At 62.0% G+C, this 25917-nt stretch carries 23 protein-coding genes and 2 tRNA genes; 21 read left to right on the top strand and 4 right to left on the bottom strand.

What is annotated here, in order from left to right:
* Positions 1-21 precede the first annotated feature (21 nt).
* The 18 genes from nirB to bamD all read left to right on the top strand — a co-directional run bounded on the left by nirB (position 22) and on the right by bamD (position 19835).
* Entirely contained in the window at positions 22-2580 is a 2559-nt protein-coding gene (nirB, locus tag QAO71_RS11855; protein WP_280164512.1) for a nitrite reductase large subunit NirB, read from the top strand.
* Positions 2580-2984 (top strand): nitrite reductase small subunit NirD, encoded by a 405-nt coding sequence (gene nirD / locus QAO71_RS11850; RefSeq protein ID WP_036988625.1) that lies wholly within the window; start codon positions 2580-2582, stop codon positions 2982-2984. Before nirB ends, nirD begins: the two co-directional genes overlap by 1 nt.
* 22 nt (positions 2985-3006) lie before the next feature.
* Positions 3007-3831 (top strand): formate/nitrite transporter family protein, encoded by an 825-nt coding sequence (locus QAO71_RS11845; protein WP_036988630.1) that lies wholly within the window; start codon positions 3007-3009, stop codon positions 3829-3831.
* A complete protein-coding gene (locus tag QAO71_RS11840) occupies positions 3828-5603 on the top strand; it encodes a bifunctional protein-serine/threonine kinase/phosphatase (RefSeq protein ID WP_280164511.1) in 1776 nt (591 codons plus the stop codon). Before QAO71_RS11845 ends, QAO71_RS11840 begins: the two co-directional genes overlap by 4 nt.
* Positions 5604-5726: 123 nt before the next feature.
* Positions 5727-7820, top strand: coding sequence for a PhoX family phosphatase (locus tag QAO71_RS11835; RefSeq protein WP_036988631.1), 2094 nt, complete (start codon positions 5727-5729; stop codon positions 7818-7820).
* Positions 7821-8193: 373 nt separating this feature from the next.
* Positions 8194-9057 (top strand): type II secretion system protein GspC, encoded by an 864-nt coding sequence (gene gspC, locus QAO71_RS11830; RefSeq protein ID WP_051610707.1) that lies wholly within the window; start codon positions 8194-8196, stop codon positions 9055-9057.
* 13 nt (positions 9058-9070) lie between these two features.
* Positions 9071-11119 carry a type II secretion system secretin GspD gene (gspD, locus tag QAO71_RS11825; RefSeq protein WP_280164510.1) on the top strand — a complete coding sequence of 683 codons (2049 nt, stop codon included), beginning with the start codon at positions 9071-9073 and terminating at the stop codon, positions 11117-11119.
* 8 nt (positions 11120-11127) lie between these two features.
* The gene (gspE, locus tag QAO71_RS11820) at positions 11128-12639 is read left to right on the top strand and encodes a type II secretion system ATPase GspE (RefSeq protein ID WP_280164509.1); all 1512 of its coding nucleotides are present in this window, start codon (positions 11128-11130) and stop codon (positions 12637-12639) included.
* A 2-nt stretch (positions 12640-12641) separates the two neighbouring features.
* The gene (gspF, locus tag QAO71_RS11815; RefSeq protein WP_036988632.1) at positions 12642-13853 is read left to right on the top strand and encodes a type II secretion system inner membrane protein GspF; all 1212 of its coding nucleotides are present in this window, start codon (positions 12642-12644) and stop codon (positions 13851-13853) included.
* A 1-nt stretch (position 13854) separates the two neighbouring features.
* Complete coding sequence (gene gspG, locus QAO71_RS11810; RefSeq protein WP_036988633.1) at positions 13855-14322, top strand: type II secretion system major pseudopilin GspG; 468 nt, start codon at positions 13855-13857, stop codon at positions 14320-14322.
* Positions 14323-14324: 2 nt separating this feature from the next.
* A complete protein-coding gene (locus QAO71_RS11805; protein ID WP_051610709.1) occupies positions 14325-14891 on the top strand; it encodes a GspH/FimT family protein in 567 nt (188 codons plus the stop codon).
* Positions 14872-15270 carry a type II secretion system minor pseudopilin GspI gene (gene gspI, locus QAO71_RS11800; RefSeq protein WP_074777941.1) on the top strand — a complete coding sequence of 133 codons (399 nt, stop codon included), beginning with the start codon at positions 14872-14874 and terminating at the stop codon, positions 15268-15270. Before QAO71_RS11805 ends, gspI begins: the two co-directional genes overlap by 20 nt.
* Positions 15267-15887 (top strand): type II secretion system minor pseudopilin GspJ, encoded by a 621-nt coding sequence (gspJ, locus tag QAO71_RS11795; RefSeq protein ID WP_074777943.1) that lies wholly within the window; start codon positions 15267-15269, stop codon positions 15885-15887. Before gspI ends, gspJ begins: the two co-directional genes overlap by 4 nt.
* The gene (locus tag QAO71_RS11790) at positions 15884-16687 is read left to right on the top strand and encodes a type II secretion system protein GspK (RefSeq protein ID WP_280164508.1); all 804 of its coding nucleotides are present in this window, start codon (positions 15884-15886) and stop codon (positions 16685-16687) included. The genes gspJ and QAO71_RS11790 overlap by 4 nt, the downstream gene beginning before the upstream one ends.
* 25 nt (positions 16688-16712) lie before the next feature.
* Entirely contained in the window at positions 16713-17948 is a 1236-nt protein-coding gene (gene gspL, locus QAO71_RS11785) for a type II secretion system protein GspL (RefSeq protein WP_280164507.1), read from the top strand.
* Positions 17945-18433: a type II secretion system protein M gene (locus QAO71_RS11780; RefSeq protein ID WP_280164506.1), complete on the top strand. Its 489-nt coding sequence runs from the start codon at positions 17945-17947 to the stop codon at positions 18431-18433. The genes gspL and QAO71_RS11780 overlap by 4 nt, the downstream gene beginning before the upstream one ends.
* On the top strand, positions 18430-19185 hold the full coding sequence (locus QAO71_RS11775; RefSeq protein WP_280164505.1) for a type II secretion system protein N: 756 nt from the start codon (positions 18430-18432) through the stop codon (positions 19183-19185). Before QAO71_RS11780 ends, QAO71_RS11775 begins: the two co-directional genes overlap by 4 nt.
* Positions 19186-19220: 35 nt before the next feature.
* Positions 19221-19835, top strand: a complete 615-nt coding sequence (bamD, locus tag QAO71_RS11770) for an outer membrane protein assembly factor BamD (RefSeq protein WP_074777951.1) — start codon at positions 19221-19223, stop codon at positions 19833-19835.
* 347 nt (positions 19836-20182) lie between these two features.
* Here the strand turns inward: bamD and rdgC are convergent, their stop codons facing one another.
* Positions 20183-21100 carry a recombination-associated protein RdgC gene (rdgC, locus tag QAO71_RS11765; RefSeq protein ID WP_280164504.1) on the bottom strand — a complete coding sequence of 306 codons (918 nt, stop codon included), beginning with the start codon at positions 21098-21100 and terminating at the stop codon, positions 20183-20185.
* Positions 21101-21289: 189 nt separating this feature from the next.
* On the opposite strand from rdgC, the gene QAO71_RS11760 reads away from it, so the two are divergent.
* The 3 genes from QAO71_RS11760 to QAO71_RS11750 all read left to right on the top strand — a co-directional run bounded on the left by QAO71_RS11760 (position 21290) and on the right by QAO71_RS11750 (position 23170).
* Positions 21290-21365 (top strand) — tRNA-Val (locus QAO71_RS11760).
* Between the two features lie 13 nt (positions 21366-21378).
* Positions 21379-21455: transfer RNA gene (locus QAO71_RS11755), tRNA-Asp, on the top strand.
* A gap of 89 nt (positions 21456-21544) precedes the next feature.
* Entirely contained in the window at positions 21545-23170 is a 1626-nt protein-coding gene (locus tag QAO71_RS11750; RefSeq protein WP_280164503.1) for an FMN-binding glutamate synthase family protein, read from the top strand.
* Positions 23171-23262: 92 nt separating this feature from the next.
* Here the strand turns inward: QAO71_RS11750 and QAO71_RS11745 are convergent, their stop codons facing one another.
* The 3 genes from QAO71_RS11745 to QAO71_RS11735 form a co-directional block, all read right to left on the bottom strand.
* Positions 23263-23724 (bottom strand): DUF4142 domain-containing protein, encoded by a 462-nt coding sequence (locus QAO71_RS11745; protein WP_051610908.1) that lies wholly within the window; start codon positions 23722-23724, stop codon positions 23263-23265.
* A gap of 322 nt (positions 23725-24046) precedes the next feature.
* The gene (locus tag QAO71_RS11740; protein WP_280164502.1) at positions 24047-24796 is read right to left on the bottom strand and encodes an alpha/beta fold hydrolase; all 750 of its coding nucleotides are present in this window, start codon (positions 24794-24796) and stop codon (positions 24047-24049) included.
* Positions 24760-25890, bottom strand: a complete 1131-nt coding sequence (locus QAO71_RS11735) for a DUF3182 family protein (protein ID WP_280164501.1) — start codon at positions 25888-25890, stop codon at positions 24760-24762. The genes QAO71_RS11740 and QAO71_RS11735 overlap by 37 nt, the downstream gene beginning before the upstream one ends.
* Positions 25891-25917 lie beyond the last annotated feature (27 nt).

Genomic DNA, 25917 nt, shown 5'->3' with positions numbered 1-25917 from the left:
TGGAGCGAAGAGGGAAGGCTTATGAGCGGGGATGTCATTTCAACCCGGCGGGAAACGCTGGTGGTTATTGGCAACGGCATGGTGGGCCACCATTGCGTCGAGCAATTGATCGCGCTGGGCGCCTTGTCTCATTACGAAGTCCATATCTTTGGTGAAGAGCGCCAGCGGGCCTATGACCGGGTGCATCTGTCCGAGTACTTCGGCGGGCGCGATGCGGAATCGCTGGCGATGGGGGAGCAAGCGCTCTACCAGCAGCCGGGGGTACACCTGCACCTTGGTACGCCGGTGTTGGAGATCGACCGCGATCATCGGCAAGTAGTCACGGCCAGTGGCCGCACTGCTTACGACCAACTCGTGCTGGCGACCGGCTCCTTTCCCTTCGTGCCACCGATCCAGGGCGCTGAAGGTACTTCAAGGCTGGTCTACCGGACCCTGGATGATCTGGATGCCATTCGGCAGGCGGCTGATGGTGCCCGTCGCGGAGTGGTGGTCGGTGGTGGTCTGCTCGGACTGGAGGCGGCGAACGCGCTGCGATCCCTGGGGCTGGAGGCCCATGTAGTGGAGTTCGCGCCGCGGTTGATGCCGGTGCAGCTGGACGCTGAAGGCGGCGCCGCGCTGCGGGCGCGGATCGAGGCGTTGGGCGTGGCGGTGCATCTGTCCCGCGCCACCAGCGCGATCATCCGGGGTGACGAGTACCGCTGGCGGATGAACTTCGCCGATGGCGAGTATCTGGAAACCGATCTGGTGGTGTTCTCCGCGGGCATTCGGCCGCAGGATGCGCTGGCACGCAGCGCGGGACTGAACATGGCGGAACGGGGCGGCGTGGTGGTGGACAATCACTGTCGCACCAGCGACCCGGCCATCCATGCCATCGGCGAGTGCGCCAGCTGGAATGGGCAGGTATTCGGCCTGGTCGCGCCGGGCTACCAGATGGCCCGGCTGGTGGCGGCGCGATTGCTTGGCCAGACCTGCGAGCCGTTCACCGGGGCGGATATGTCGACCAAGCTCAAGCTGCTCGGCGTGGATGTTGGCTCTATCGGTGATGCCCAGGGCGCTACCCCCGGATCGCGCAGTTACCGTTTTATCGACGAGGCCACCGCCGCCTATCGTCGGCTGGTGGTTTCTGCGGATGGCCAGCATGTGCTCGGTGCGGTACTGGTCGGTGATAACAGTTACTACGATACCCTGCTGCAATATGCGCAGAACGGTATCAAGCTGCCGCAGGAGCCGGCCAGTCTGATCCTGCCGCAATCCGGCGGCAGCCCGGCGCTGGGCGTCGATGCGCTGCCGGCGGCGGCCACCATCTGCTCCTGCCACAACGTCAGCAAGGGCACGGTGTGCTGCCAGGTCGACGCTGGCGTCACCGACCTCGGCGAGCTGAAAGCCAATACCAAGGCCGGCACCGGCTGCGGCGGCTGCAGCGCGCTGCTCAAACAGGTCTTCGAGCATGAGTTGAGCGCGCGGGGCGTGGTGGTCGATCGCAGCCTGTGCGAGCACTTCGCCCATACCCGCCAGGAACTCTACGACATCATCCGCGTAGAGGGTATTACCCGTTTCGAACAGGTGCTGGCCCGGCATGGCAAGGGCGAACTCGGCTGCGACATCTGCAAGCCCGCAGTGGGCTCGATCCTCGCCTCCTGCTGGAACGAGCCGGTCATGAACCCGGCGCTGGTGCCCCTGCAGGACACCAATGACACCTTCATGGCCAACATGCAGAAGAACGGTACCTATTCGGTGGTGCCGCGCATCGCCGGTGGCGAAATCACCCCGGAAAAGTTGATCGTGCTGGGTGAGGTGGCGCGCAAGTACGATCTCTATACCAAGATCACCGGCGGCCAGCGCATCGACCTGTTTGGCGCCCAGTTGCATGACCTGCCGGACATCTGGGGCGAGCTGATCGCAGCCGGCTTCGAGACCGGTCACGCCTACGGCAAGTCGCTGCGCACGGTGAAATCCTGCGTGGGCAGCACCTGGTGCCGCTACGGCGTACAGGACAGTGTCGGCATGGCCCTGCAGCTGGAGCATCGCTACAAGGGTCTGCGCGCGCCGCACAAGATCAAGTTCGGCGTATCCGGCTGCACCCGCGAATGTGCCGAGGCGCAGAGCAAGGATATCGGCGTGATCGCTACCGACAAGGGCTGGAACCTGTACGTGGCAGGCAACGGCGGCATGCGCCCGCGCCACGCCGAGCTGTTCGCCACCGATCTGGATGACCAGACCCTGGTGCGCTACATCGATCGCTTCCTGATGTTCTACATCCGTACCGCCGACCGGCTGCAGCGCACCTCGACCTGGCGCGAAAGCCTCGAGGGCGGGCTGGACTACCTGAGAGAAGTGATTATCGAGGACAGCCTGGGACTGGCCGCCGAGCTGGAAACCCAGATGCAACTGGTGGTGGACCGCTATGAATGCGAGTGGACCAACGCCATCAATGACCCGGAAAAGCTCAAGCGTTTCCGCACCTTCGTTAACGACGGGCGCGGCGATCCGGACATCCATTTCGTCAAGGAACGTGGCCAGCGCCGTCCGGCGCGCGCCACCGAGCTGACGCTCATCCCGGTTACCGAGGAGGCACTCTGATGACCCAGGCACAAGCACTCAGCATCGAACCGAACGATCCAGTCGCCCATTGGCACACGCTGTGCCATCGGCAGGATCTGGTGGCCAATTCCGGCGTGGTCGCCTGGTTCGCCGGGGCCCAGATCGCGCTGTTTCATCTGCCGCAGGGCGGATCGGGTGGGCAGGTCTACGCCATCCACAATCGCGATCCGCAATCCGGTGCCAATGTTATCGGTCGAGGAATGGTCGGCCGCATCAAGGATGCGGCAGTGGTGGCGTCGCCGCTCTACAAACAGCATTACCGGCTGGAGGATGGACAGTGTCTTGAGCAGCCAGACCAGGCGCTGCAGGTGTGGCCGGCCCGGCTCAGGGGGGATCGGGTGGAGATCTACGCGCCCGGTAACCGCAGTGCCATGAACATCTGACCCTTACATAAGGAAGCAACCCATGTCCTATCTCGTTCCTGTTGAATTCGTTACCAAGATGGTTGATGCCGGTGAGTCCAAGCTGTTCATGTCCACCCGCGACACGCTGATCCGGGCCTTCATGGCCGGCGCCATTCTTGCCCTGGCAGCGGTGTTCGCCATTACAGTGACCATCCAGACCGGCTCGCCATTGCTGGGCGCAGTGCTGTTTCCGGTTGGTTTCATCATGTTGTACCTGATGGGGTTCGACCTGCTCACCGGGGTCTTCATGCTCACGCCCCTGGCTTTGCTGGACCGGCGCCCGGGGGTAACCGCGGGCAATATTCTGCGCCACTGGGGCTGGGTATTTCTCGGCAACTTTGCCGGTGCATTGACCGTGGCGTTCATGATGGCCTTCGTCTTTACCTATGGCTTTTCCATTGAGGCGGGGGAAATCGGCGCAAAGATCTCGCATATCGGTGAAAGCCGTACCCTGGGATATGCAGAGTATGGTGCGGCCGGCTGGGCGACGATCTTCCTGCGCGGCATGCTGTGCAACTGGATGGTCTCGCTGGGCGTGGTCGGTGCGATGATTTCTACTACCGTCGGTGGCAAGGCCATCGCCATGTGGATGCCGATCATGCTGTTCTTCTACATGGGCTTCGAGCATTCGGTGGTGAACATGTTCCTGTTTCCCTTCGGCATGATCATGGGCGGTGAGTTCTCGGTGATGGACTACATGATCTGGAACGAGATCCCCACCGCACTGGGCAACCTGGTGGGCGGCCTGGCCTTTACCGGACTGACGCTCTACACCACCCATATCCGCACCGCACCCAAGCGTGCGCAACTGCGCCAGGCGGCATGACACTCACCAGGCAAGCCCGACCGGATGGCGGTCGGGTGTCACCGTCGCCGCGTCTGGATATCGCCCTCGGTCAGGCTTCTGACCGAGGGCGCAAGGACATCAATCAGGACTTTCATGGCGCCTGCCTGCCGGCCGAGCCCCAGCTCAGCACCAAGGGCACGGTGGTGGCGCTGGCCGACGGCATCAGCAGCAGCGCGGTCAGTCATATTGCCAGCCAGACAGCGGTGGCGGGGTTTCTGGAGGACTACTATTGCACGCCCGATGCCTGGTCGGTGCGCAAGTCGGCGCAGCGGGTGCTGGCAGCGATCAACGCCTGGCTGCATTCGCAGACGCGCCAGGGTGAATATCGGCATGACGCTGACCGCGGCTATGTCTGTACCTTCAGCGCGCTGATCATCAAGTCCGCGACCGCCTACCTGTTCCATGTGGGTGATGCGCGGATCTACCGGCTTCGGGGTCATGATCTGGAGCAACTTACCCGGGATCACCGCCTGCGCGTATCGGCTGACACCAGTTACCTGGCCCGCGCTCTGGGCGTCGGCCCGCACCTGGAGATCGACTATCTGGCGCTGCCTCTTGAACGCGGCGACCTGTTCATTCTGGCCACCGATGGCGTGCACGAGCATATCGATGCGCCGCGGCTTAGGAGCTTGATCAGTGAGCATGAAGAGGACTTGCAGGCGGCCGCCGAGGGCATCATTGAACAGGCGCTGGCGCGGGGCAGTGACGACAACCTGACTGTACAGCTGCTGCGGATTGACGGGCTGCCGGCACCGACCGTGCTCGAACACAGCCGGCAACTGACTGAGCTGCCGCCAGCGCCCTTGCTGGAAAGCCGTGCGGTTTTCGATGGCTACACCATTGAGCGCGAACTGCATGCCAGCAGCCGCAGCCATGTTTATCTGGCCACGGATAGCGAGTGCGGCGAACGCGTGGTGCTGAAGGTGCCGTCCATCGATCAGCGCCAGGATCTGGCCTCGCTGGAGCATTTGATGCTGGAGGAATGGGTCGCCCGGCGGCTGCACAGTCCCCATGTAGTGAGAGCGGCGCCGGCCCGTCAGCGCCGCTATCTGTATACCGTCAACGAGTTCATCGAAGGCCAGACCCTGCATCAATGGATGCTCGACAACCCACTGCCAGAGCTGCAGCGGGTGCGCGACATCGTTGGGCAGATCGCCCAGGGGTTGCGTGCTTTCCATCGCCTGGACATGCTGCACCAGGACCTGCGGCCACAGAACATCATGCTCGATCACGCCGGCACGGTTAAAATCATCGACTTCGGCTCGGTGCGGGTCGCCGGTATCGATGAGATTGACGGCGGCGCCCCGCAGAACCCGGTGCCAGGCACGGTGCAATACGCGGCGCCGGAATATTTCCTGGGCTTGGGTGGGTCGCCGCGCTCAGACCTGTTCTCGCTGGGTGTGATTGCCTACCAGATGCTCACCGGCACGCTGCCCTATGGCACCGAGGTGGCCAAGGCATCCACCCGGACGGCGCAGTTGCGGCTGGGCTACCGGAGCGCCTTGCAATACCGGCAGGATCTGCCAGTCTGGCTGGATGAGGTGTTGAAGAGAGCTGTGCATCCCGACCCCAGCAAGCGTTACGCCGCGCTATCCGAGTTCACCTTCGACTTGTGCCAGCCCGGCGGCGCACGCCTCGCCACGCAGCGCCCATCCCTGCTGGAGCGCAACCCCGTCGCCGTATGGCAGAGCGTTGCGCTGCTCTTATCAGTGGCGCTGCTAGTGGCGCTTTCCAGGATCGTCGGCAGTTGATATCACCAGGCGATCATTGTGCCTTCTTTTGGTCTCCAAACCTTCATTCAATAGTCGTTCAGCTTTCATCTGCCGCTTGCATCCTCTAGCGATCATAACCATAGCCTGCAGAGGGAAGATCGGATGTCTGAGGAAAATCGCAACAATGTCATCATCGTCGACAACGGCAACGGTGATGAGCCGCAGCTGGATTACTCCGGTAACAGAAGCTTCGCCAGTGTCCTAGAGGCGCGGCTGGCCCGGCGCACCGTACTGAAGAGCACCGCCGGTGCCGCGGCGCTGGGTTTCATGAGCCTGGGACTGGCCGGTTGCCTGAGTAGCGATAATGATGACGATGACCGCGCTCCGGGCGGCGGTGATGGCGGCGAAGCCGGCCCATTGCTTGGCTTTACTGCAATACCGACCAGCGAGTCTGATGACATCGTGGTGCCCGAAGGCTACAGCTTCCAGGTGATCTTGCCTTGGGGGGCGCCGATCCTGGGTGCCATGCCGGCGTTCGCCATCGACAACACCGGCGAAGATCAGGGCATGCAGATGGGGTCGCACCATGACGGCATGCACTTCTTCCCGATCGAAGGCGAAGAGCCGTTCGAAGGCAGCTCCGATGAAGGTCTGCTGGTAATGAACCACGAATACGTCGAGCCGCGTTTCATGCACGCTGACCATATCGGTGTGACTTTAAGTAGCGGCGCCGTTGTCATGCGTGATGATGGTACCCGTGACCGCGATCAGGCGCTCAAGGAACTGAACGCCCATGGCGTCTCGGTGGTACACGTGCAAAAGCGCAGTGACAACCGCTGGGAGCATGTGCAGAGCGACTACAACCGTCGCATCACCGGTCTGACGCCCATGGAGATACATGGCCCGGTGCGCGGCAGCAATCTGGTGAAAACCAAGTACAGCCCGGAAGGTTTCGCGACCCGCGGCACCCTGAACAACTGCGCCATGGGCGTTACCCCTTGGAACACCTACATGGCCGCCGAGGAGAACTGGGCTGGCTATTTCGGTAATCGCGACGAGACACTGCCCCGTGAGCACCAGCGTTATGGTATCCGTGCCAGCGACAGCCGCTACCGCTGGGCCCTGGCCAACGGCGGTGGGGAGGAGTTTACCCGTTTCGATGCCACCAGCACGGGTGCCTCCGCTGCCGACGATTACCGCAATGAGCCGAATTGCTTCGGCTGGATGGTCGAGATCGATCCCTTCGATCCGCAAAGCATCCCCAAAAAGCGCACCAGCCTCGGCCGCTTCGGCCATGAGGGTGTGGTCTTCGGCCCGGCCGTGGACGGTGAGCCGGTGGTCTGCTATTCCGGTGACGACTCGACCAATGAGTTCATCTACAAGTTTGTCAGTGAGCAGCCGTTCCAGAAAGGCGTTACTGATGGCTCCATTCTGGATACCGGTACGCTGTATGTCGGTCGTTTCAATGACGACGGTAGCGGTGATTGGCTGCCCCTGGTGCACGGCCAGAACGGCCTGACTGCACCTGAGTTTGCCGATCAGGCCGATGTACTGGTCAATACCCGCCTGGCAGCCGGCATTGTTGGCGGCACTCCGATGGACCGTCCGGAATGGGGTGCTGTCGACCCGAACAACGGTGACGTGTACTTCACCCTGACCAACAACAGCGGCCGCTCAGAGGCCAACGGTGCCAACCCGCGTACCCAGAACCGCCATGGTCATATCGTTCGCTGGGCTGAAGCCGACGGCAACCATGCCTCAACCACGTTCGCCTGGGATATCTTCCTGTTCGGCGGAGACGCCGGTCAGAGTGGCGTGGATAACCTCAAGGGTAAAGGGCCCGACGGTGAGACGCTGACCGCTGACAACCTGCTCAGCTCGCCGGATGGTCTGTGGATCGACAAGGACAGCCGCGTCTGGATTCAGACCGATATCGGTGAAGGCAGCCAGAACAGCGGCGTATTCGAGGTGTTCGGCAACAATGCCATGCTCTGTGCCGATCCCAAGACTGGTGAGATGCGCCGCTTCCTGACTGGTCCCGTCGGTCAGGAAATCACCGGCGTGATCACCACCCCGGATCAGAAAACCATGTTCATCAACGTGCAACACCCGGGCGCCACCACCACCCCGGAAGAATGGGGCGCGGGTCAGCGCTATGTGCGTAGCTCCTGGCCGGACCGCAATCCGGTTCGCGTGCCGCCCCGTTCCGCCACTGTGGTGATCTGGAAGGATGACGGTGGTGTGATCGGCAGTTGATCCAGGCATTACCTTCAGAATGGCTGCGGCGCAGTTAGGCCGCAGTCATCCCTGAATCCCCTCCCAGGTATTCTGCTTCACCTTCTTGCCACCCGATCGGTACGTTTTAGCATGATGACCGTGGCGGCGGCATGAGACATCTATCCCATTTTGTTTCACCCAAACAGGTTATTGAGCACGGTCTTGCCGGGCCGGTAGCGTGCTGGGGCTCTGCTATGCAAACAAGGGGGTTGCCGGTGTGTGGCAAATTCGTGACAATCATGCGACTGAAAGCGCATTTCAGGGATATAACAATAAAACTGCAAAGAAAGATCGGTAGCCTTTGGCGGCTGATCGTGTGGCCCTTCGGCCACTGGCTTTGCCTGGAGAACGCATGCCACTGGTAGCCCGCTTCACACTGGATTCTGTGGTCAGGTTTTCAACCTTCGTGTTGGTGGCTATCACTGCTGTTTTGCTGGGACGTTTGACCTGGGCCGTGCTGGAGCCCGCAAGCATCCTGCCGGCAGCCGACGCCCCAATGACCATGAACTTGCCTGCAGAAACCGCGCCTGTTCGCGGCGGTTTCGCTGAACTTGCCAGCCTGTCGGTATTTGGTACCGCCGCCGTCAAGGCTGGTAGCCGTGCGCTGAACGCACCGGATACCTCTCTTAGCTGGTCGCTCAAAGGGGTGCTGTCCGACCCCGATCCGAGCCGCAGCGCGGCCATTCTTCTGCCCCGCGGTCAATCTGAGAAATTGTATCGCGTGGGTGCCAGCCTGCCAGGGGACGTGACCCTGCAGGAAGTGCTGGCCGATCGCGTTATCCTCAATCGCGGCGGCCGTCTGGAAACCCTGCGACTGAAACGCCATGACACTGCCGGCTCCACTGCCGGCAGTCGCCGGGCGCCGGCGCTGCCCTCGACCCCATCCGCTGCGCTCGCTGCCGATGGCGGCGAGCCGCGTATCGACCGGAATGCCTGGATCGACAATCCCCAACGCTTCCTTGATGTGATCAGCGCCAACCCGGTGATGCAAGACGGTGCGCTGTACGGCCTGGAGGTCAGCCCGGCACGCAATGCCCGCGAATTCGAAGCAGCGGGGCTGGTTGCCGGTGATGTCATCACCGAGGTCAACGGCAGCCCGGTATCCGACATCAGCGATTACCGTGATCTGCTGCAGGAACTTGCCGACGCCAGTTCGGTATCAGTGTCTCTGGAACGTAACGGAGAACCGATGAACATAACGATTAGCATGGACTGAGACCAGGATGCCTATGTTGTTTGCGAAAAGCCGTTACACCTTGCCGCTGGCCTTGAGCCTGAGTCTGCTGAGCGGTGCCATCATGGCTCAGGCGCCGGTGGAGCGGGGAGACGGTGACGAGCTGGTACTGAACCTGAGGGATGCCGATATCAATGGCTTGATCGAGATCGTCAGTCAGGAAACCGGGATCAACTTCATTGTCGACCCGCGGGTGCGCGGCCAGGTCAATGTAGTCTCCGGCCAGGCAATCAAGCGCGACGAACTTTATGATCTGTTTCTGGGGGTGCTGAAATCCTACGGCTTCGCTGCAGTCTCCGGGGCTGAGGGCACAGTGCGTATTGTCCCCGAGGTACAGGCCAAGGAGAACGAGGTGGGCACCCTGGAACGCAACAGCCGGGGGGATGAATTCATTACCCATGTGATCAGCGTACGGCACCTCGATGCCAGCCAACTGGTGCGTATCCTGCGGCCGCTGGTGCCCAAGGGTGGGCACCTGGCGGCGGCCGCTGAATCCAACTCGCTGGTGATTGCCGATACCGCGGCCAACGTACGGCGGATTGAAGCGTTGATCCAACGGATCGATCAGGAATCCATGGAGGAATTCGAGGTGATTGCGCTGGAGCACGCCTCGGCGTTGGACCTGGTGCGTATCACCGAAGGCCTGCAAGCCTCATCACCGGAGGAGAATGCCTCCAAGCGGGTGCGCATGATTGCCGACGAGCGCACCAATACCGTGGTGCTGCTGGGCGATCCGCAGAGGCGTCTGGCCTATCGCGCGATGATCCGCCAGTTGGACGTGGCTGGGGATGTGGGCAATACCCAGGTACATTATCTGCGCTACGCCAAGGCCGAGGATGTTGCCGAAGTGCTGAGAGGGATCGCTGAAGGCCGCGATGTGGAAAACGGCGCAGTGGGTAGCAGCAGTTCATCGAGCAGCGGCACATCATCCGGCTCCTATGGGTATGGCAATCAGAGCAGCCGGGTGCGCATCCAGGCGCACGATAGCACCAACTCGGTGGTCATCTACGGGCCGGCCGAGCTGACCCGGGAGATGTCGCAGATCATTCGCCAGCTGGATATCCGCCGGGCCCAGGTTCTGGTTGAAGCGGTGATTGCCGAGGTGTCCTACGACCGCGCCAAGGAACTGGGTGTGCAGTGGGGCTTCGCCAATGAGGGTGCGGGTGTGGGCGTGATCAACTTTGCCCGCGGCGGCGGCGGTATTCTCAATCTGGCGGCTGGTATCAATGGCTTCCTGGAGGGCGATGTCACCACGCCGCCGTCGCTGTCTGATGGCGCTACCCTGGGCGGAGTGGGCACCATCGGCAGCACCCAGATCGGGCTGCTGATCAATGCCCTGCAGGGCGACAGTTCAAGCAACATTCTGTCTACCCCGAGCTTGCTGACGCTGGATAACGAGGAGGCGGAAATCGTGGTCGGTCAGAACGTGCCCTTCATTGTCGGTCGCTCGGTGGAAAACTCCGGTCAGGCCTTCGATACCATCCAGCGTGAGGACGTGGGTATCAAGCTGCGGATTCGTCCGCAGATCAACGAGGGTAACGCGGTGCGCCTGGAAATCGCCCAGGAAGTGTCGCAGATTGCTCCCGGCGCCAGCGGTGCGGCGGACCTGATCACCAACAAGCGCAGCCTCAATACTCACGTCATGGTCGATGATAACCAGCTCATCGTGCTGGGTGGTCTGATCGATGACCAGATGGTAGAAACCCGTGACAAGGTGCCACTGCTCGGTGATATACCAGGTCTTGGCCGGCTGTTCCGCTACGATACGGCCAACGTGGAAAAGCGTAATCTGATGGTCTTCCTGCGGCCGGTGATCGTGCGCGACACCGCGGTGGCAGAAAGCCTGACCCATGCGAAGTACAGCTACATCCGCGATCAGCAATTGAAAGAGCAGGGCCGCAATGACAGTCTGTTGCCGCGTAGCGACATGTCGGTACTGCCGGACTGGAACTACCTGCTGACCCTGCCGCCGCCCTTTGAGAACGCCAGCTCGGACAACCTGGCGGTGAAAGCGCCCATTCCCGCACCACCGGGGGCAAGATGACGGTGCCGGTGAGCGACGCTGATATCAGCGCGGTGCTGCCCGAGGTGGCGCTGCAGGCCGAGACCGATTACCGGTTCGCCCGGCGATTCGGCGTGCTGCCCGGCCAACTGCGCGAAAACCAGTTGGATGTATTCGTCCGTGCCGATTGCGACCCGCAGGCGCTGCTGGAACTGCGCCGGCTGGCTGGGCACCCGTTGCGCCCCATCGTGCTGGATGATGATGCCTTTGCCGCTCGCCTGCGAGACCGCTATGAGCGTTCGGCCAACGATGCCATGCAGTTTGTCGAGGGCCTGGGCGAAGACGCTGACCTGATGTCCGTGGCCCAGTCCCTGGCCGAGCCGGAAGACCTGCTCGAATCCCAGGACGAGGCCCCGATCATCCGCCTGATCAACGCGCTGTTGTCCGAAGCGGTCAAGGAGAACGCCTCGGACATCCATATCGAGCCCTTCGAGAATCGCCTGTCGATCCGCCTGCGGGTCGACGGTGTGCTGCGTGAGGTATTGGAGCCGCCCCGGGCGCTAGCGCCGGTCATCGTCTCGCGGATCAAGGTCATGGCCAAGCTGGATATCGCCGAAAAACGCCTGCCCCAGGATGGCCGCATCGGCCTGCGGCTGGTCGGCCGGGCGGTGGACGTGCGGGTGTCGACCCTGCCGTCCGGCCATGGTGAGCGGGTGGTGCTGCGTCTGCTGGACAAGCAGGCCGGCCGGCTCGAACTGCGGCATCTGGGCATGTGCGATGAGCATTATCAGGCCATGGAGCGGGTTATCAGCCGGCCCCACGGCATCGTGCTGGTGACCGGGCCGACCGGTTCGGGTAAGACCACCACGCTGTATTCGGCGTTGATGCGCCTGAACGACCGCAGCCGCAATATCCTCACCGTGGAAGATCCCATTGAGTACTACCTCGACGGTATCGGCCAGACCCAGATCAACACCAAGGTCGACATGACTTTCGCCCGGGGCCTGCGCGCCATCCTGCGTCAGGATCCGGATGTGGTCATGGTCGGCGAAATCCGCGACGTGGAAACTGTACAGATCGCCATCCAGGCCAGTCTCACCGGTCACCTGGTATTCTCGACGCTGCACACCAATACCGCCGTGGGTGCGATTACGCGCTTGCGGGACATGGGCATCGAACCTTTCCTGTTGTCGTCCACCCTCAACGGGGTGCTGGCCCAGCGACTGGTGCGGACCCTCTGTCCGGACTGCCGCAAACCGCATACGGCCACGCCCAGCGAGTGTCGACTGCTGGGCGTGGAGCCGGCCGCCGCGCCCACTCTGTATAGTCCGGTGGGCTGCTCGCAGTGCAACGGCGGGGGCTATCGCGGGCGGACCGGTATCTACGAACTGATCGAAATCGACGATACCCTGCGTGGTCTGATCCACGACGGTGCCAGTGAACACGCCATGGTGCGGCATGCGCGACTGGCCCAGATGGGCATTCGCCAGGATGGTTTGCGCCGGGTACTGGCCGGCGATACCACGCTGGAAGAAGTTCTGCGCGTCACCCGGGAGGACTGAGCATGCCGGCTTTTGAATACGTCGCGCTGGATCAGGCTGGCCGTACCCGCAAGGGGGTGGAGGAGGGCGACTCCTCCCGTCAGGTACGTGGTCGCCTGCGCGAGCAGGGGTTGATGCCCATGGCGGTGAACGAGGTCGCCGAGAAGACCTCGGTGCTGCGCATGCCGGTCCTGCAACGGCGGATCAAGCCGCTGGAATTGTCCCTGGCAACCCGGCAGATGGCGACCCTGGCCCGGGCCGGCATGCCGATCGAGGAAGTGCTTGGTACTGTCGCCCGGCAAAGCGAGTCGCCCAAGGTCAAGGCCACTCTGTCCGCGGTACGTACCCGGGTCATGGAAGGCCTGCCGCTGGCCCATGCCATGGGCGAGTTTCCCTCGGTATTTCCCGCCATCTATCGCACCACCATCGCCGCCGGTGAGCAGGCCGGGCGTATGGACGTCGTGCTGGAACGGCTGGCTGACAACGTCGAAGCACAGAATGCCATGCGCCAGAAGATCCAGCTGGCCATGTTCTACCCGGCCATTCTCACCGTGGTCGCGCTGCTGGTCGTGGTCGCTCTGTTGACCTATGTGGTGCCGGAGGTTGTGCAGGTGTTTGCCGGCATGAACCAGCAATTGCCCACCCTGACCCGTGCGCTGATTGCCACCAGCGACACCGTGCGAAACTGGGGTTGGCTCATGCTGCTGGGGATTGTGGCGTTGGTGACCTTGACCCGGCAGTTACTCAAACGCCCTGCGGCGCGCTTGAGCTGGGATCGGGGCATGCTCAAGCTGCCGCTGATCGGACGACTGATCCGGGGGCTGAATACCGCCCGCTTTGCCCGTACGCTGAATATCCTCGCCGGCAGCGGCGTACCGCTGCTGGATGCACTGAACATGAGTGCCAGCGTCATTAGTAATACGCCGATGCGCGATGCGGTCAGTGACGCGGCGAAAAAGGTCCGGGAAGGGGCAGGCGTGGGGCATTCGCTGGAACGCAGCGGCTATTTCCCACCGATGACCCTGAGCCTGATCAAAAGTGGTGAAAGCAGCGGCACCCTGGACAAGATGCTCGAACGCGCCGCGGAAACCCAGGAACGGGAACTGGAAGCACGGATTGCCATGGTCATGGGCGTGTTCGAACCCTTGCTGATCCTGGCGATGGGGGGCGTGGTACTGATCATTGTACTGGCCATCCTGTTGCCCATCTTTGAACTCAACCAACTGGTTAATTGATATGCCTACAGCACATAAAGCCTCCCTTGCACAACGTGGTTTCACCCTGATCGAGGTCATGGTGGTGGTGGTCATTCTCGGGATTCTCGCCGCAGTAGTGGTGCCGCGGGTGATGGACCGGCCTGATCAGGCGCGGATCACCAAGGTGCAGAATGATATCCGCGCCATGGAAAGCGCGCTGAACCTGTATCGCCTGGACAATTTCAACTATCCGACCACCGAACAGGGCCTGCGCGCCCTGGTGGAGCGGCCCAGCGGCAACGACACCGCGCGCAACTGGCGCGCCGGAGGTTATATCGACCGCTTGCAGAAGGACCCGTGGGGTAACGAATACCAGTACCTGCGCCCGGGCCGCGATAACCGCGAATATGACCTGTACAGCCTGGGCGCCGATGGCCGTCCCGGCGGCACTGATGCCAACGCCGATATCGGCAACTGGAACGTGGAAGATCCCGAGCGTAGTAACTGATCATGGGGATCCAGCGTCGCCATCAGCCGCACCCGACACGCTCTCCTGCCGAGAGAGCCCAGGGTGGCTTCACCTTGATGGAGTTGCTGGTGGTGCTGGTGCTGATCGGCGTCGTGGCGGGGCTGGCCAGCCTGTCCATCGGTGACGGTGCCGAGCGCAAACTTCGCTCTGAAACCGAGCGGCTGGCCGCGACCCTGAGTCTGGCGCGGGACGAACTGCTGATTACTGGCCAATCAGATCGCGCTCTGGGGCTACGCCGCGATGGCTACAGTTTTCTCGAGCTGGTGATGCTTGATGACAGTACCCGCGAATGGCGGCCGCTGGTTGATCCGCAACTGGGGCCCCGGCAATTCGACCAGGAGTTGATCGAAGTGGAGCTGGAACTGGATGGGGAGCGCACGCCGCTGCCCCAGACCCGGGGCTGGGAGCCGCATATCCGGCTGGGCAATACCGGCGAGATGACGCCGGCACTGATCACCTTGCGGGTACCCGGAAAGGATCTGGTGCGGCATATGAGAATCGGGCTGGAAGGCCGTGTCGAGGTATTGGATGCCATCCCCCAGAACTAGGCGTGATGCCGGTTTCACGCTGCTGGAAGTGCTGGTGGCATTGACCATTCTGGCCGTCGCGTTGGCGGCGCTGGTCAAGACCGGGGCCGATCATGCACGCAATACGGCCTACCTGCAGGAGCGCACCCTGGCGCACTGGGCCGGGCAGAACCTGTTGACCGAATATCAGACCGGCATGCGCGCCGTTGCCGAAGGCGGGCGCACTGGTGAGGTGACCATGGGCCCTTATCGCTTCGGCTTCGAGGTGGAGATGAGCGACTACACGGCACAGTCGCCCTTCCCGCTGCCGGCAGTGAGAAGAGTGGATGTACGTTTGTGGTTGGCCGATCGTGGTGAGGATGCGCAGCGTGCCACCGCCAGCGCGTTTTTGCTGCCATGAAACAGCGTCAGTCAGGCTTCACCTTACTGGAGATGCTGATTGCCATGGCGGTGTTCGCGGTCATGAGCGTGGTGGCTTATCAGGGTTTGCGTGCGGTCTTGAGCGCCGATTACATCACCCGTGAGCAAGGGCAGCACCTGGCGGACCTGCAGGTGACCCTGAGCGTATTGGAGCGTGATCTGGCCCAGGTAGTGGATGTCACGGTGCGTGACGAGTTCGGTGATCCCCTGCCGCCACTGCGTTTACGCCCAGGCGCCGATGAGCATCTGTTGGAGTTGGTGCGAGCCGGTGCCGGCGGGGAGCAGCGCCTGCGCCGCACCGCCTGGCAGATCACCGATCGGGGGCTGGAACGCCGACTGTGGCCGGGGGTGGATATAGTGGATACCGAGGCGATGCGTATCCGGCCGTTTGCCGAACTGGCGGATGAATCGCGCCTGCTCGGGGCCAATAGCGCCTTTGTTTTCATCGTGCGCACACCCTCGGGCCTGGAGCGAGTCGATGCCTGGCCCTTGCCGGACGCTGACCCTGAGGCAGGAGGGCTGCCGGTGGCAGTGGAAGTGGTACTGGATCTGCCTGGCCTGGGGGAGATACGACGGATGATGGCGGTGGGCTTATGACGTCCCATCGCGGGCAACAAGGAGTGGCGCTGATAACCGCGCTGCTGGTGATGGCACTGGCGGTGGTCGCCGCGGTGGGCATGGCGATGCGCGGCCAGGCCGATATCCGGCGTACATCGGCGGTATTCGAGCGGGACTTCTCGCGCCAGGTGGCGCTGGGCGCCGAGAACATGGTGCTGCAACTGCTGGAGCGGGCCAAGGGGCCGGAAGATCTGCTGTGGGATACCTGTCGCTCGCCGGTTTTGCCCTTCGAAGTGGATGGTGTGCGGCTGGAGGCCACCCTGGATGACATGCGCTGTCGCTACAATCTGAATGCGCTGGCTGGCGCCGATGAAACCGAGCAGGGCTATTTCGCCCGGCTGGTAGACCAGGTCGCCCAGGAGAGTGGCGTGAGGATGCCGGCCGGAGCGCAGCTCGCCATGGCGGTAAGCGACTGGATGAACCCGGAAACCGACGACCCCGTCTATCGCCTGGAGACGCCGGTCAGGGTATCGGGCAATCGGCCCATGGTAGTGGCATCGGAGCTGAACAGCGTCAGCGGCATGACCGCTGAAGCCTGGCAGGCACTGGCGCCCTTCGTAACGGCCTATCCCGGCACGGCCAGCCCGATTGATCTGGAGCGCAGCCATGAGCTGATGCAGGAGATTTTTGCCGACCGGGCCGCCGGCGAGAACGCACCCTGGTACATGCGCCTGCAGGTCATGGCGGAATTCGCCGAACGGCGGTTCTATCAATGCACCTTGCTGGACGCACCGAATGGAAAAGTGGTTATCAGAGAACAGACGGCCTGCGAGCCATGACCGGTATTAATCGACGGATGAAAACATGCTGATAGTGCTACTGCCTGATTTTCCGGGCATCGAGACGCTGGAACCCACCCGCCTGCAATGGTGGCGCACCGGGCGTGATGGCACCCTGGAAGAATCGGGGCAGGACCCTCTGACCCAGTTGCGCAGCCGTTTCCCTGCGGAGCGCCTGCGCGCACTGGCGCCAGCCACTGCGGTGAATCTGTATCGTGTAGCTATCCCGGTCCGCCGGGCCGCGGCCGCCCGCGCCGCGCTGCCCTATGCCCTGGAAGACCAGCTTGGTCAGGAACTGGAGGAGTTGCATCTGGTGGCGGGCCCGCGCCGCGGCGACGGTCGTTTTGCTGCGGCGGTTACCGAGCAGCGCCATATGCAGGCCTGGCTGGAGGAATGCCAGGACGCCGGCTGGCGCCTGGAAGCGCTGTTGCCTCAGGCCAGCCTGCATGATGAGGCGGCACCTGAGGTGGGGCTGCATGTACAACCCTCGCCATGGCCCGATGATGTTGACCAGGCGCTGGTAACCAGTACCGATCAGGAGCCAGTGCTGATCGAGACCAGCATGCTCGGTTTCTGGCTCAAACAGCGGGTGGCGCAACTGGATGAAGAGCAGCGGGTGCTGCATCTGCACGGTTTCCAGCCGGCTGACCTGGGACTGACGGAAGGGAATGCCGAGCTGCGCCAGACGGAGCCGCTGGCGACTCTGGAGGCAGCGCTCAAACGTGCTCAGCAACCCGCGCGCGCGCTCAACTTGCTGGTCGGGCCCTACACCAACGGCATGGCAACGCCACCCTGGCGCAAGCTGCGGCCGGTGATGATCGCTGCCGGCGTGTTACTGGCGGCGCTGGTCGGTCAACTGGTGCTTGAAGGTATGGCCCTGTCCGGTGAACGCGAACGGCTGCGGACTGAAATCGATTTGTTGTTCGACCGTACCTTGCCGAAAAGCCGGCGGGTTGATCCCGTCACCCAGTTTCAGCAGGCGTTGGCCGGTGGGGATGTACAGGCGGGAGAGAACGGTACCGGGAGTCTGTTGTACGACGTATTGGCTGTGGTGGGCGAGGGCGAGCCCGGCAGGATCAGGCAGTTCCGGGCGACACCGACGGAGATCGAGCTGGAGCTGCAGTTGCCATCCTTCGCCGAACTGGAAGGTATCCGGGCCAAGCTGGCAGCCGGCCCGGGTTTGAGCGAGACCCTGCAAGGTGCGGATTCAGGGACAGACGGGGTAACCGCCCGATTGCGAGTTCAGAGAGGTGGATCATGAATGCCTGGTGGGCGGGGCTGGCCCCGCGGGAACGTATCATTCTGGCTGGCGGAGCGGTGCTGCTGTTCATCCTGGTGCTCTGGTTGTTGATCTGGGAGCCGTTGGCCCAGAAACGTGAGCAGTTGCGGACAGATATCAGCGCCTTGTCGGCGGACCTGAGCTGGATGCAGCAGGTCGCGACGCAGGTCAAGCGCCAGGCGGCGCAACAAGATCGTCCGGGCAATGGCGCGGCGGCAGGCGGCTCGGTGTTGACCCTGGTGGAGGTCTCCGCCAGCGCTGCCGGCATCCGCGAGACGATGGAGCGGGTCCAGCCCGAAGGGCAGGGCGCACGGCTGTGGTTCAGCGAAACGAGTTTCGACAGGTTGGTATTGTGGCTGGCGGAACTGGAGCAGCGCCACGGATTGCAGGTCAGCCAGTTGGCGGTGGACGCAGGAACGGCGCCGGGGCAGGTATCGGCCCGGGTCAAGGTGGAGCCGCGGTCATGATCAAACGCTGGAATATCAAGGCCATGCTGGTCTGCACCCTGTTGTTGTACCTGCTGACCCTGCTGTGGAATCTGCCGGCGGCCTTTGTCTGGAAGCGCCTGGAAGGGCAATTGCCCGCCGCAGTGACCCTGCATGGGCTGACCGGCACGCTGTGGTCCGGACAGGTGGCGCGAGTGGAAGTGGATGGGGTTGATCAGGGACGGCTCAGATGGGATTGGCTGCCGTCCCGTCTGCTCGGCGGTCAGGTCGGTCTTGATTTGCTCTGGCAGCCGCGTAACGGCAACGTCAACGCACAACTGAACGCTGGGCTGGGCTCGCTGACGCTCACCGATATCCACGGCACGCTCGATGCCGCGAGCATGGCAGCCATTAACAATGCGCCCTTCGTGCTGCGCGGCGCCTGGTTGCTGGATGTGCCCCAACTGGCACTGGAGGATTTCGAGTCAGTGGTTGCAGCCAACGGCCGCCTGGTATGGCAGGATGCGGCGGGTGGCTTGCCCCAGGCGATGCCATTCGGGCATCTGACCGCGACACTGGGGAATGCGGACGGCTGGTTGACCCTGGATCTGCAGGATCAGGGCGGACCTTTGGGGTTGATGGGGGATGCGCGCTGGCGTCCAGGTCAGCCAATGAAACTCAATGTGCAATTACAGGCGCGGGCAGATGCCGAACCCATGCTGTCCGAGGGGCTTGGCCTGCTTGGCCGACCGAACCCGCAGGGTTGGGTGAGCTGGCAGGCGCAATTACAGTGAAACGGAACCATAGCCGTGATGGCAGAGGAAATTCGATGCGTTTATGTGTAGTGCTGTTGCTATTGGCCGGTCTGGCCGGGTGTGCGAGTACGGGCTCGCAGCAGCGTCAGGAGGAAGGCCTGGTTGATGCCCGGGCGAAGATCAGCATGGGGCGTTGTGACACCAAACTGATCTCGGATCTGCGCCAACACCAAGCGCCCGAGCTGGAACAGCAAGCCGCCTATGTCTGTCTTCAGCAGGGTGAAGTGGTGGCGGTGGAGACATTGCTCAATGATTACCAGAAACGGCACGTGGAGCCCCCTTACCCGGACTATTCCGCCTATCTGTTGACCCTGGCGCAATATGCACGCTTCGAGATGACTGCCGATGATGATGCACTGCGTCTGAAAGAGGGCCGCAAGGTTCACGCGCAGTTTGCCGACTTTGTCCGCCGCTACCCCGACTCCGACTACCGCACCGAGGTTGCACCCCGGCTGCACGAGCTGCTGGAGGATATGGCAGGAGCCGAATACCGGCTCGCAATGCAGGCCGCCGAAGCGGGTGACCGGCAGACTGCCGAGCAACGCATGAATTATATTGCCCGGCACTATGCGCACACCGCTTCCGGTCGGGAAGCCAACGCCTGGCTGGATCGGATGCGAGAGAAGTGAGTATTACATCTATCTAGTTGGAAGGTTTTGCCCGGCCCGTCAAGAGCGTACGGCGGTTTTTATCGGGGTTTTTTTAACGATTTTTGAGACGTGGGCGCTTGACATTGTGCACAGCGGAAGGGCGGGACCTTCGGTGGTGGATAAAATGCCAGTCTAACTAACTGAAATATCACGGATGTTTGTAACTTGTTGATTTTATTGCAAAAAACATGTGGTTATATTTTGAGCATTTTGACTCGCAGCCACGTATTACTTGCTGCGGGGAGAGTTTTAGGCAGGCTATCCACAGAGTTTTCCACAGCTTTTGTGGATAGCTTGCCCAAGCCCCGTTATAGCTGGGCTGGTGGTCAGATACCTTGCGGAATATCTTCGCCGCCCAGTGCCGCAGTCAGGGCCGGAAGCAGTTCCGACAGGGTGCGGGACATGATGACGAAGCTGGCATCCAGTTGGCCGGCCATGTCGTCGCCACCCTGATCATCCGCTTCATCACGCAGCAGCTCTTCGAAGCGCAGGCGTTTGACCGCGAGTTTGTCATCCAGCGTGAAGGACAACTTGTCATGCCAGTGCAGCGCCAACTGGCTGACCTGCTTGCCGACCGTCAGGTGCTGCTGAATTTCGTCGCTGGACAGATCCTGGCGCTTGCAGCGGATCACACCGCCATCTTCACCGGTGTCGCGCAGCTCGCATTCATCGGAGATCAGCAATCCTTCGGGGGCCTGGCCGGTCTTGACCCAATCGGTCATGCAGGCGGCGGGGGCCATCTTCACGTTCATCGGCCGCACCGGCAGGCTGCCGGTACCTTCACGCAGCAGGCTGAGCAGGTCTTCAGCGCGCTTGGCGCTGGAAGTGTCGACGGCAATCCAGCCTTCCTTAGGGGCGATGCAGGCCAGGGTGGTCTGGGTGCGAGTGAAGGCGCGCGGCAGCAGGGACATGATGATGTCGTCCTTGAGGGTATCGCGCTCTTTCTTGTAGACCTTGCGGGCGTCGCGGGCTTCGATCTCTTCCACTTTCTCGGCCAGGGCGTCCTTCACCACGCTGCCGGGCAGGATCCGTTCTTCCTTGCGCAACGCGACCAGCCAGTAACCCTCGGCAACCTGCAACAGATTCTCGGAGTGACGACCGAAGGGGGTGGCCCACCCCAGAGTGTGGGTTTCCTGGCTGGCGCAGGGGCGAGCGGGGCGTTGTTCAAGGGCGGCGAGCAGTTCTGCTTCGTTAAAAGGGACGTCCTGGCTGAAACGGTAGAGCAATAGATTACGAAACCACATGGGCAGTCCTTGTGATGATGCATGAATTTGGAAAATGGGAAGGGCGGGCATTATTGCGCGTGAGGAGATTTTCAGCCAGTCCCGCCGGACGACTGCATAACATATTGAAAGAAAGCGGGATTTATTTCACAAAAGGTATTGCCAGACGTCTTAAACCTGCCTAGAATGCGCCCCACTTCGAGAGCAAATGGGTGATTAGCTCAGCTGGGAGAGCATCTGCCTTACAAGCAGAGGGTCGGCGGTTCGATCCCGTCATCACCCACCACTCGAGGTAACGCGCAGTGGTAGTTCAGTTGGTTAGAATACCGGCCTGTCACGCCGGGGGTCGCGGGTTCGAGTCCCGTCCACTGCGCCATATCCGAAACCCTCGCATCGAGAGATGCGAGGGTTTTTTCGTTCCGGGCTCCTGCTAGACTCCTGACTGGTCTGTCATCGGGAGTCGGAATGAAACTGCCACTGTTTGGTCGCTATACCTTCTTTGCCCTGTGCGTGCTGCTCACCTTTCTCAGCCTGCCGTTCCTGTCCACTATCGGTTGGTTGTGGCCGTTGACCCTTGTTGCCGCTGCGCTCAGTCTGCTCGGCATATTCGACCTGTTGCAGCGTCGGCACGCCGTGCGGCGCAATTATCCGATTCTTGGCAATATCCGCTATCTGGTGGAAAGCATTCGCCCGGAGATCCGCCAGTACCTGATCGAGAGTGATAACGAGCAGTTGCCGTTCTCCCGGGCGCAGCGCTCGCTGGTCTATGCTCGGGCCAAGAATCAGACGGCTGATACCCCGTTTGGCACGCTGAAAGACGTCAACCACACCGGGTTCGAGTTCATCAGCCATTCGATGCTGCCGGTGGTGCATGGCAACCCGGACGAGTTCCGCGTGACCGTCGGTGGCCCACAGTGTCGTCAGCCGTATTCGGCGTCGGTACTGAATATTTCGGCGATGAGTTTCGGCTCCCTGAGCGCCAACGCCATCTCGGCGCTGAACAAGGGGGCGCAGCTGGGCAACTTCGCCCATGACACGGGGGAGGGCAGCATCAGCCCCTATCACCTGGAGCATGGCGGGGACCTGATCTGGGAGCTGGGTAGTGGCTACTTCGGCTGCCGTGACGACAACGGGGCATTCGATGCCGAGCGCTTCGCGGTCCAGGCGCGCCGGCCGCAGGTGAAGATGATCGAAATCAAGCTGAGTCAGGGCGCCAAGCCCGGGCACGGTGGGATTCTGCCCAAACACAAGATCAGCGCCGAAATTGCCGCGACCCGCGGCATTCCCCAGGATCGCGATTGCATCTCGCCAGCGCGGCACACGACCTTCTCCACGCCCATCGAATTACTGCAGTTCATTCAACACCTGCGCGAATTGGCCGAAGGCAAGCCGGTCGGTTTCAAGCTGTGCCTGGGCCATCCGTGGGAATTCATGGCGATCGCCAAGGCTATGCTGGAGACCGGTATCGTGCCGGATTTCATCGTGGTAGACGGCAAGGAAGGAGGTACCGGCGCCGCGCCTTTGGAGTTCACCAATCACCTGGGCGTGCCGCTGCGTGAGGGCCTGATGTTCGTCCATAACACTCTGGTTGGCGTGGGGCTGCGTGACCAGATCCGCATCGGCGCCAGTGGCAAGATCATCAGCGCGTTTGATATCGCCTCGGTGCTGGCGATAGGGGCGGATTGGGTCAATTCTGCGCGCGGCTTCATGTTCGCCATTGGCTGCATCCAGTCTCGCACCTGTCACACTAACCGTTGTCCTACCGGCGTCGCTACCCAGGATCCGCTACGCCAACGTGCCCTGGTGGTGCCGGACAAGGCTGAGCGGGTGTATCACTTTCATCGCAATACCATGATTGCCCTGGCGGAAATGCTGGCGGCGGCAGGGTTGTCCCATCCCGCGCAACTGGAGCCCCATTTTCTTGTGCACCGATTGTCCGCCACTGAGGTCAAACTGTACTCGCAGATGCATGCCTTTCTCGAACCGGGTGCCTTGCTCAAGGGCGAGGTGCAGGGGGAATTCTATCGGCGAATGTGGTCCATGGCGCGCTCGGACAGTTTCGAGCCGGCTGCGCCAGTGGCGGTCAGTTGACGACAGGGGAAATCAGTTTGGGAGGGGTGGTTCAGAGCCACAAACCAAGAGGCCCGACATAAGCCGGGCCCCATTATCAAGCGCGTCCGATATCAGGTATCCGGAGTGGACTCGACCAGTGCCTGGGCCTGTTTCAGGTGTTCCTTGAGCTTCGGCAGGGTTTCCTTGGCGAAACTGGCGATCTCGGCATCATCCGAGCGGGCGGCCCGTTCGAACAGTTCGATGGTCTGCTCATGCGCCGCGACCTGGTTGTTGGCATAGGCGGCATCGAAGGATTCGCCGTCACGCGCATCGAGAATCATCGCCTTGGCTTTGTCCATCAGCGTGGCTTCATCGGATATTTCCAGGTCTTTCGAGGCAGCCAGTTCGGCCATTTTCTCGTTGGCTGCCGCATGATCCTTGATCATCATGTTGGCAAATTCCTTGACCTGTTCCGATTGGCCCTGTTCCAGCGCCTTGCGCGCGGTTTCGATTTCCGCAACGCCCTTGGCAGAGGCTTCTTCAAGAAAATCATTCGCATCAATGGTGTCGTTATCGGTATCCATGCCGGCCATGCCACCATCCACATCGTTATCACGAATGGCGCCGGTGGTATCGGCACTGCCACCGTCACCGGTAGTGGCAGGCGTGCCGGTTGGGCCCGAGGTCTGCGTGGATCGGTCAATGTCGGCTGGTGCGTCCTGTTGTGCATGGACAGCAACGGCGGTACAACCCAGGGCCACTGACATGACGGCGCAGGCCAGTAATTTCAAATGCGTCGGTTGTTGTGCGTTGTGCATGATTCACCTCTGCTACTGGGGTATGTATCTGAATAGATGAATTTCCGGCCCGCAAGGTTCAACCTAAATCGTCGTCTACCTTAAGTATGGCGCGGGCTCAGGACAGGTGACCGATCCGGTCGCCGATGATCATCTCGCTGATCCAATTGGTCAGGATGCTGGTATAGGCCTGCTGACAACGTTCAGAGGACAGGCCATGATCGGCGCCATCAATGATGCGGTGGGTCATGGAGTGCGCTCTGCGGCAGGAGGAGCGGTAGTTCATGATGGTTTCGTGGGGCACATGCTCGTCGTGTTCGGATTCGACGATCAGCACATCCCCTTCGAAGGTGGCGCAGGCGCCCAGTGCGCGATTATCCAGAGGACCGAGAGTGCTCTGGCGATAGCGCATCAACTCTGCGCGATCCAGTTGCTGCTTGGGCAGATTCCATTGTTCGTCCCAGTACAGCGCGGGCACGCGCATGGCCAGCCAGCGCACCGGCCGTAGCGTGGTCAGGATGGTTGCCAGATAACCGCCGTAACTGGTGCCAATCACGGCGATACGCTCAGGGTCCGTCGCCGGATGCTGGGCAAGACGGTCGTAGGCCACCAGAATATCTTCCAGGTTCTGCCCGCGGGTCACCCTCTGCCGGTGCGCCATGGTCTTCTCGTGGCCGCGCAAGTCGAACGTCAGGCAGACACAGCCGAGGCCGGCGACACCCCGTGCGCGCATCATGTCGCGGCTCTGGCTGCCGCCCCAGCCGTGCACGAAAAGCAAACCGGGCATCTGTTTCTGGGGGGAGAGCAGAGTACCGGCGATCTGTTCGCCTTCTACTGCCAGTTCGATGTAATCACTGGTTGCTGCCATGGGGTAACCCTTACTCCGATGGTGATGGGGCCGGTAGCCGAGGCATCACCCTGATACAACAGGGTGACGTCCGGCGGGATGACTGGCGCCTCGCCGTAGATCTCACAGCTCGAAGCCTGCAGACGCTGCAGCGCCGGTTCGGCGACGAAGGCCAACAGGGCGTAGACCTCCGCACTGCTGGCACCGCCGATACGCCAGGATTGTTCCAGCACGCCGCTGCGTTGCTGTCCGCTCGGGTTGCGACCAACGGCAACGTCACAATTGCGCCGTGACGCAATGAAACCGGGGAACGCCGCTTCGGCCGCCTGCTCATAGCGGTGGGCCTGGTGGATAAGCTGGCGCGCCACGGGATCGGGTATCTCTCGCAGCAGGGCGGTATAGTTGCCACGCACCAGCCACAGGTCCGAGCCGCCGTACACCGCAGTGCTATCATTGGCGTCGGTCAGGTTCTGGCAACCGAAGTAGCTGATCACCATGCCGCCGATACGCAGCTGGCCAACGCTGAAGGTTCTGACGGAGGTCAGGTTCACCTCCAGCACCACGCCGTCCTGTCGTACGCGGGAGGCATCCTGCTGGGCCAGCCATTTTTCCAGCTCGGGCATTGCATGGATTACCTGCTGGCCGCGACCGGCACGAGCCTGCACGACCTTGACCCGTACTGGGCCCTGCTGCAATAGCTGCGCGCCAGCGCGCAATGCATCATCCAGATTGAAAGCACTGTAACCGGGCAGCACCACATCCCCGGCCAGCTCCATGAAGCGTTCGGTCCAACCGTCAGGTGCGGCGGCGTCGCTGCTGATCAGGGGATGGGAGATGGCTTTGCTGGCCATGAACGGCCGGGCCACTACGCCGCCGTACAAGTCCTGATCGGAGCGGATGCCGGGCTGCGGGGTCACCAGCGTGGCATCGGGAATGACATAGATATCGGTTTCATCCAGCTGCCTGCCGTGCCGTACACCGGCAAAGCGTAGACCCAGCACACCGGCGAGCTGCTCTGCGAGATGCCGGCGCACATGGGCTTCGTGGTCCGATTCGAGCTCCTCGGTGATCAGCAGCGCGAGAGCTGACTTACCTGGCGAAGAGAGGCGGTCCATAGTCGTCCCCCGCATGGTCGTGCAATG

This window comes from Halopseudomonas sp. SMJS2 (assembly GCF_029866945.1).
Taxonomy (GTDB): domain Bacteria; phylum Pseudomonadota; class Gammaproteobacteria; order Pseudomonadales; family Pseudomonadaceae; genus Halopseudomonas; species Halopseudomonas bauzanensis.
The sequence above is the reverse complement of the archived record's forward strand: the minus strand, read 5'-3'. Positions and strand labels throughout refer to the sequence as shown.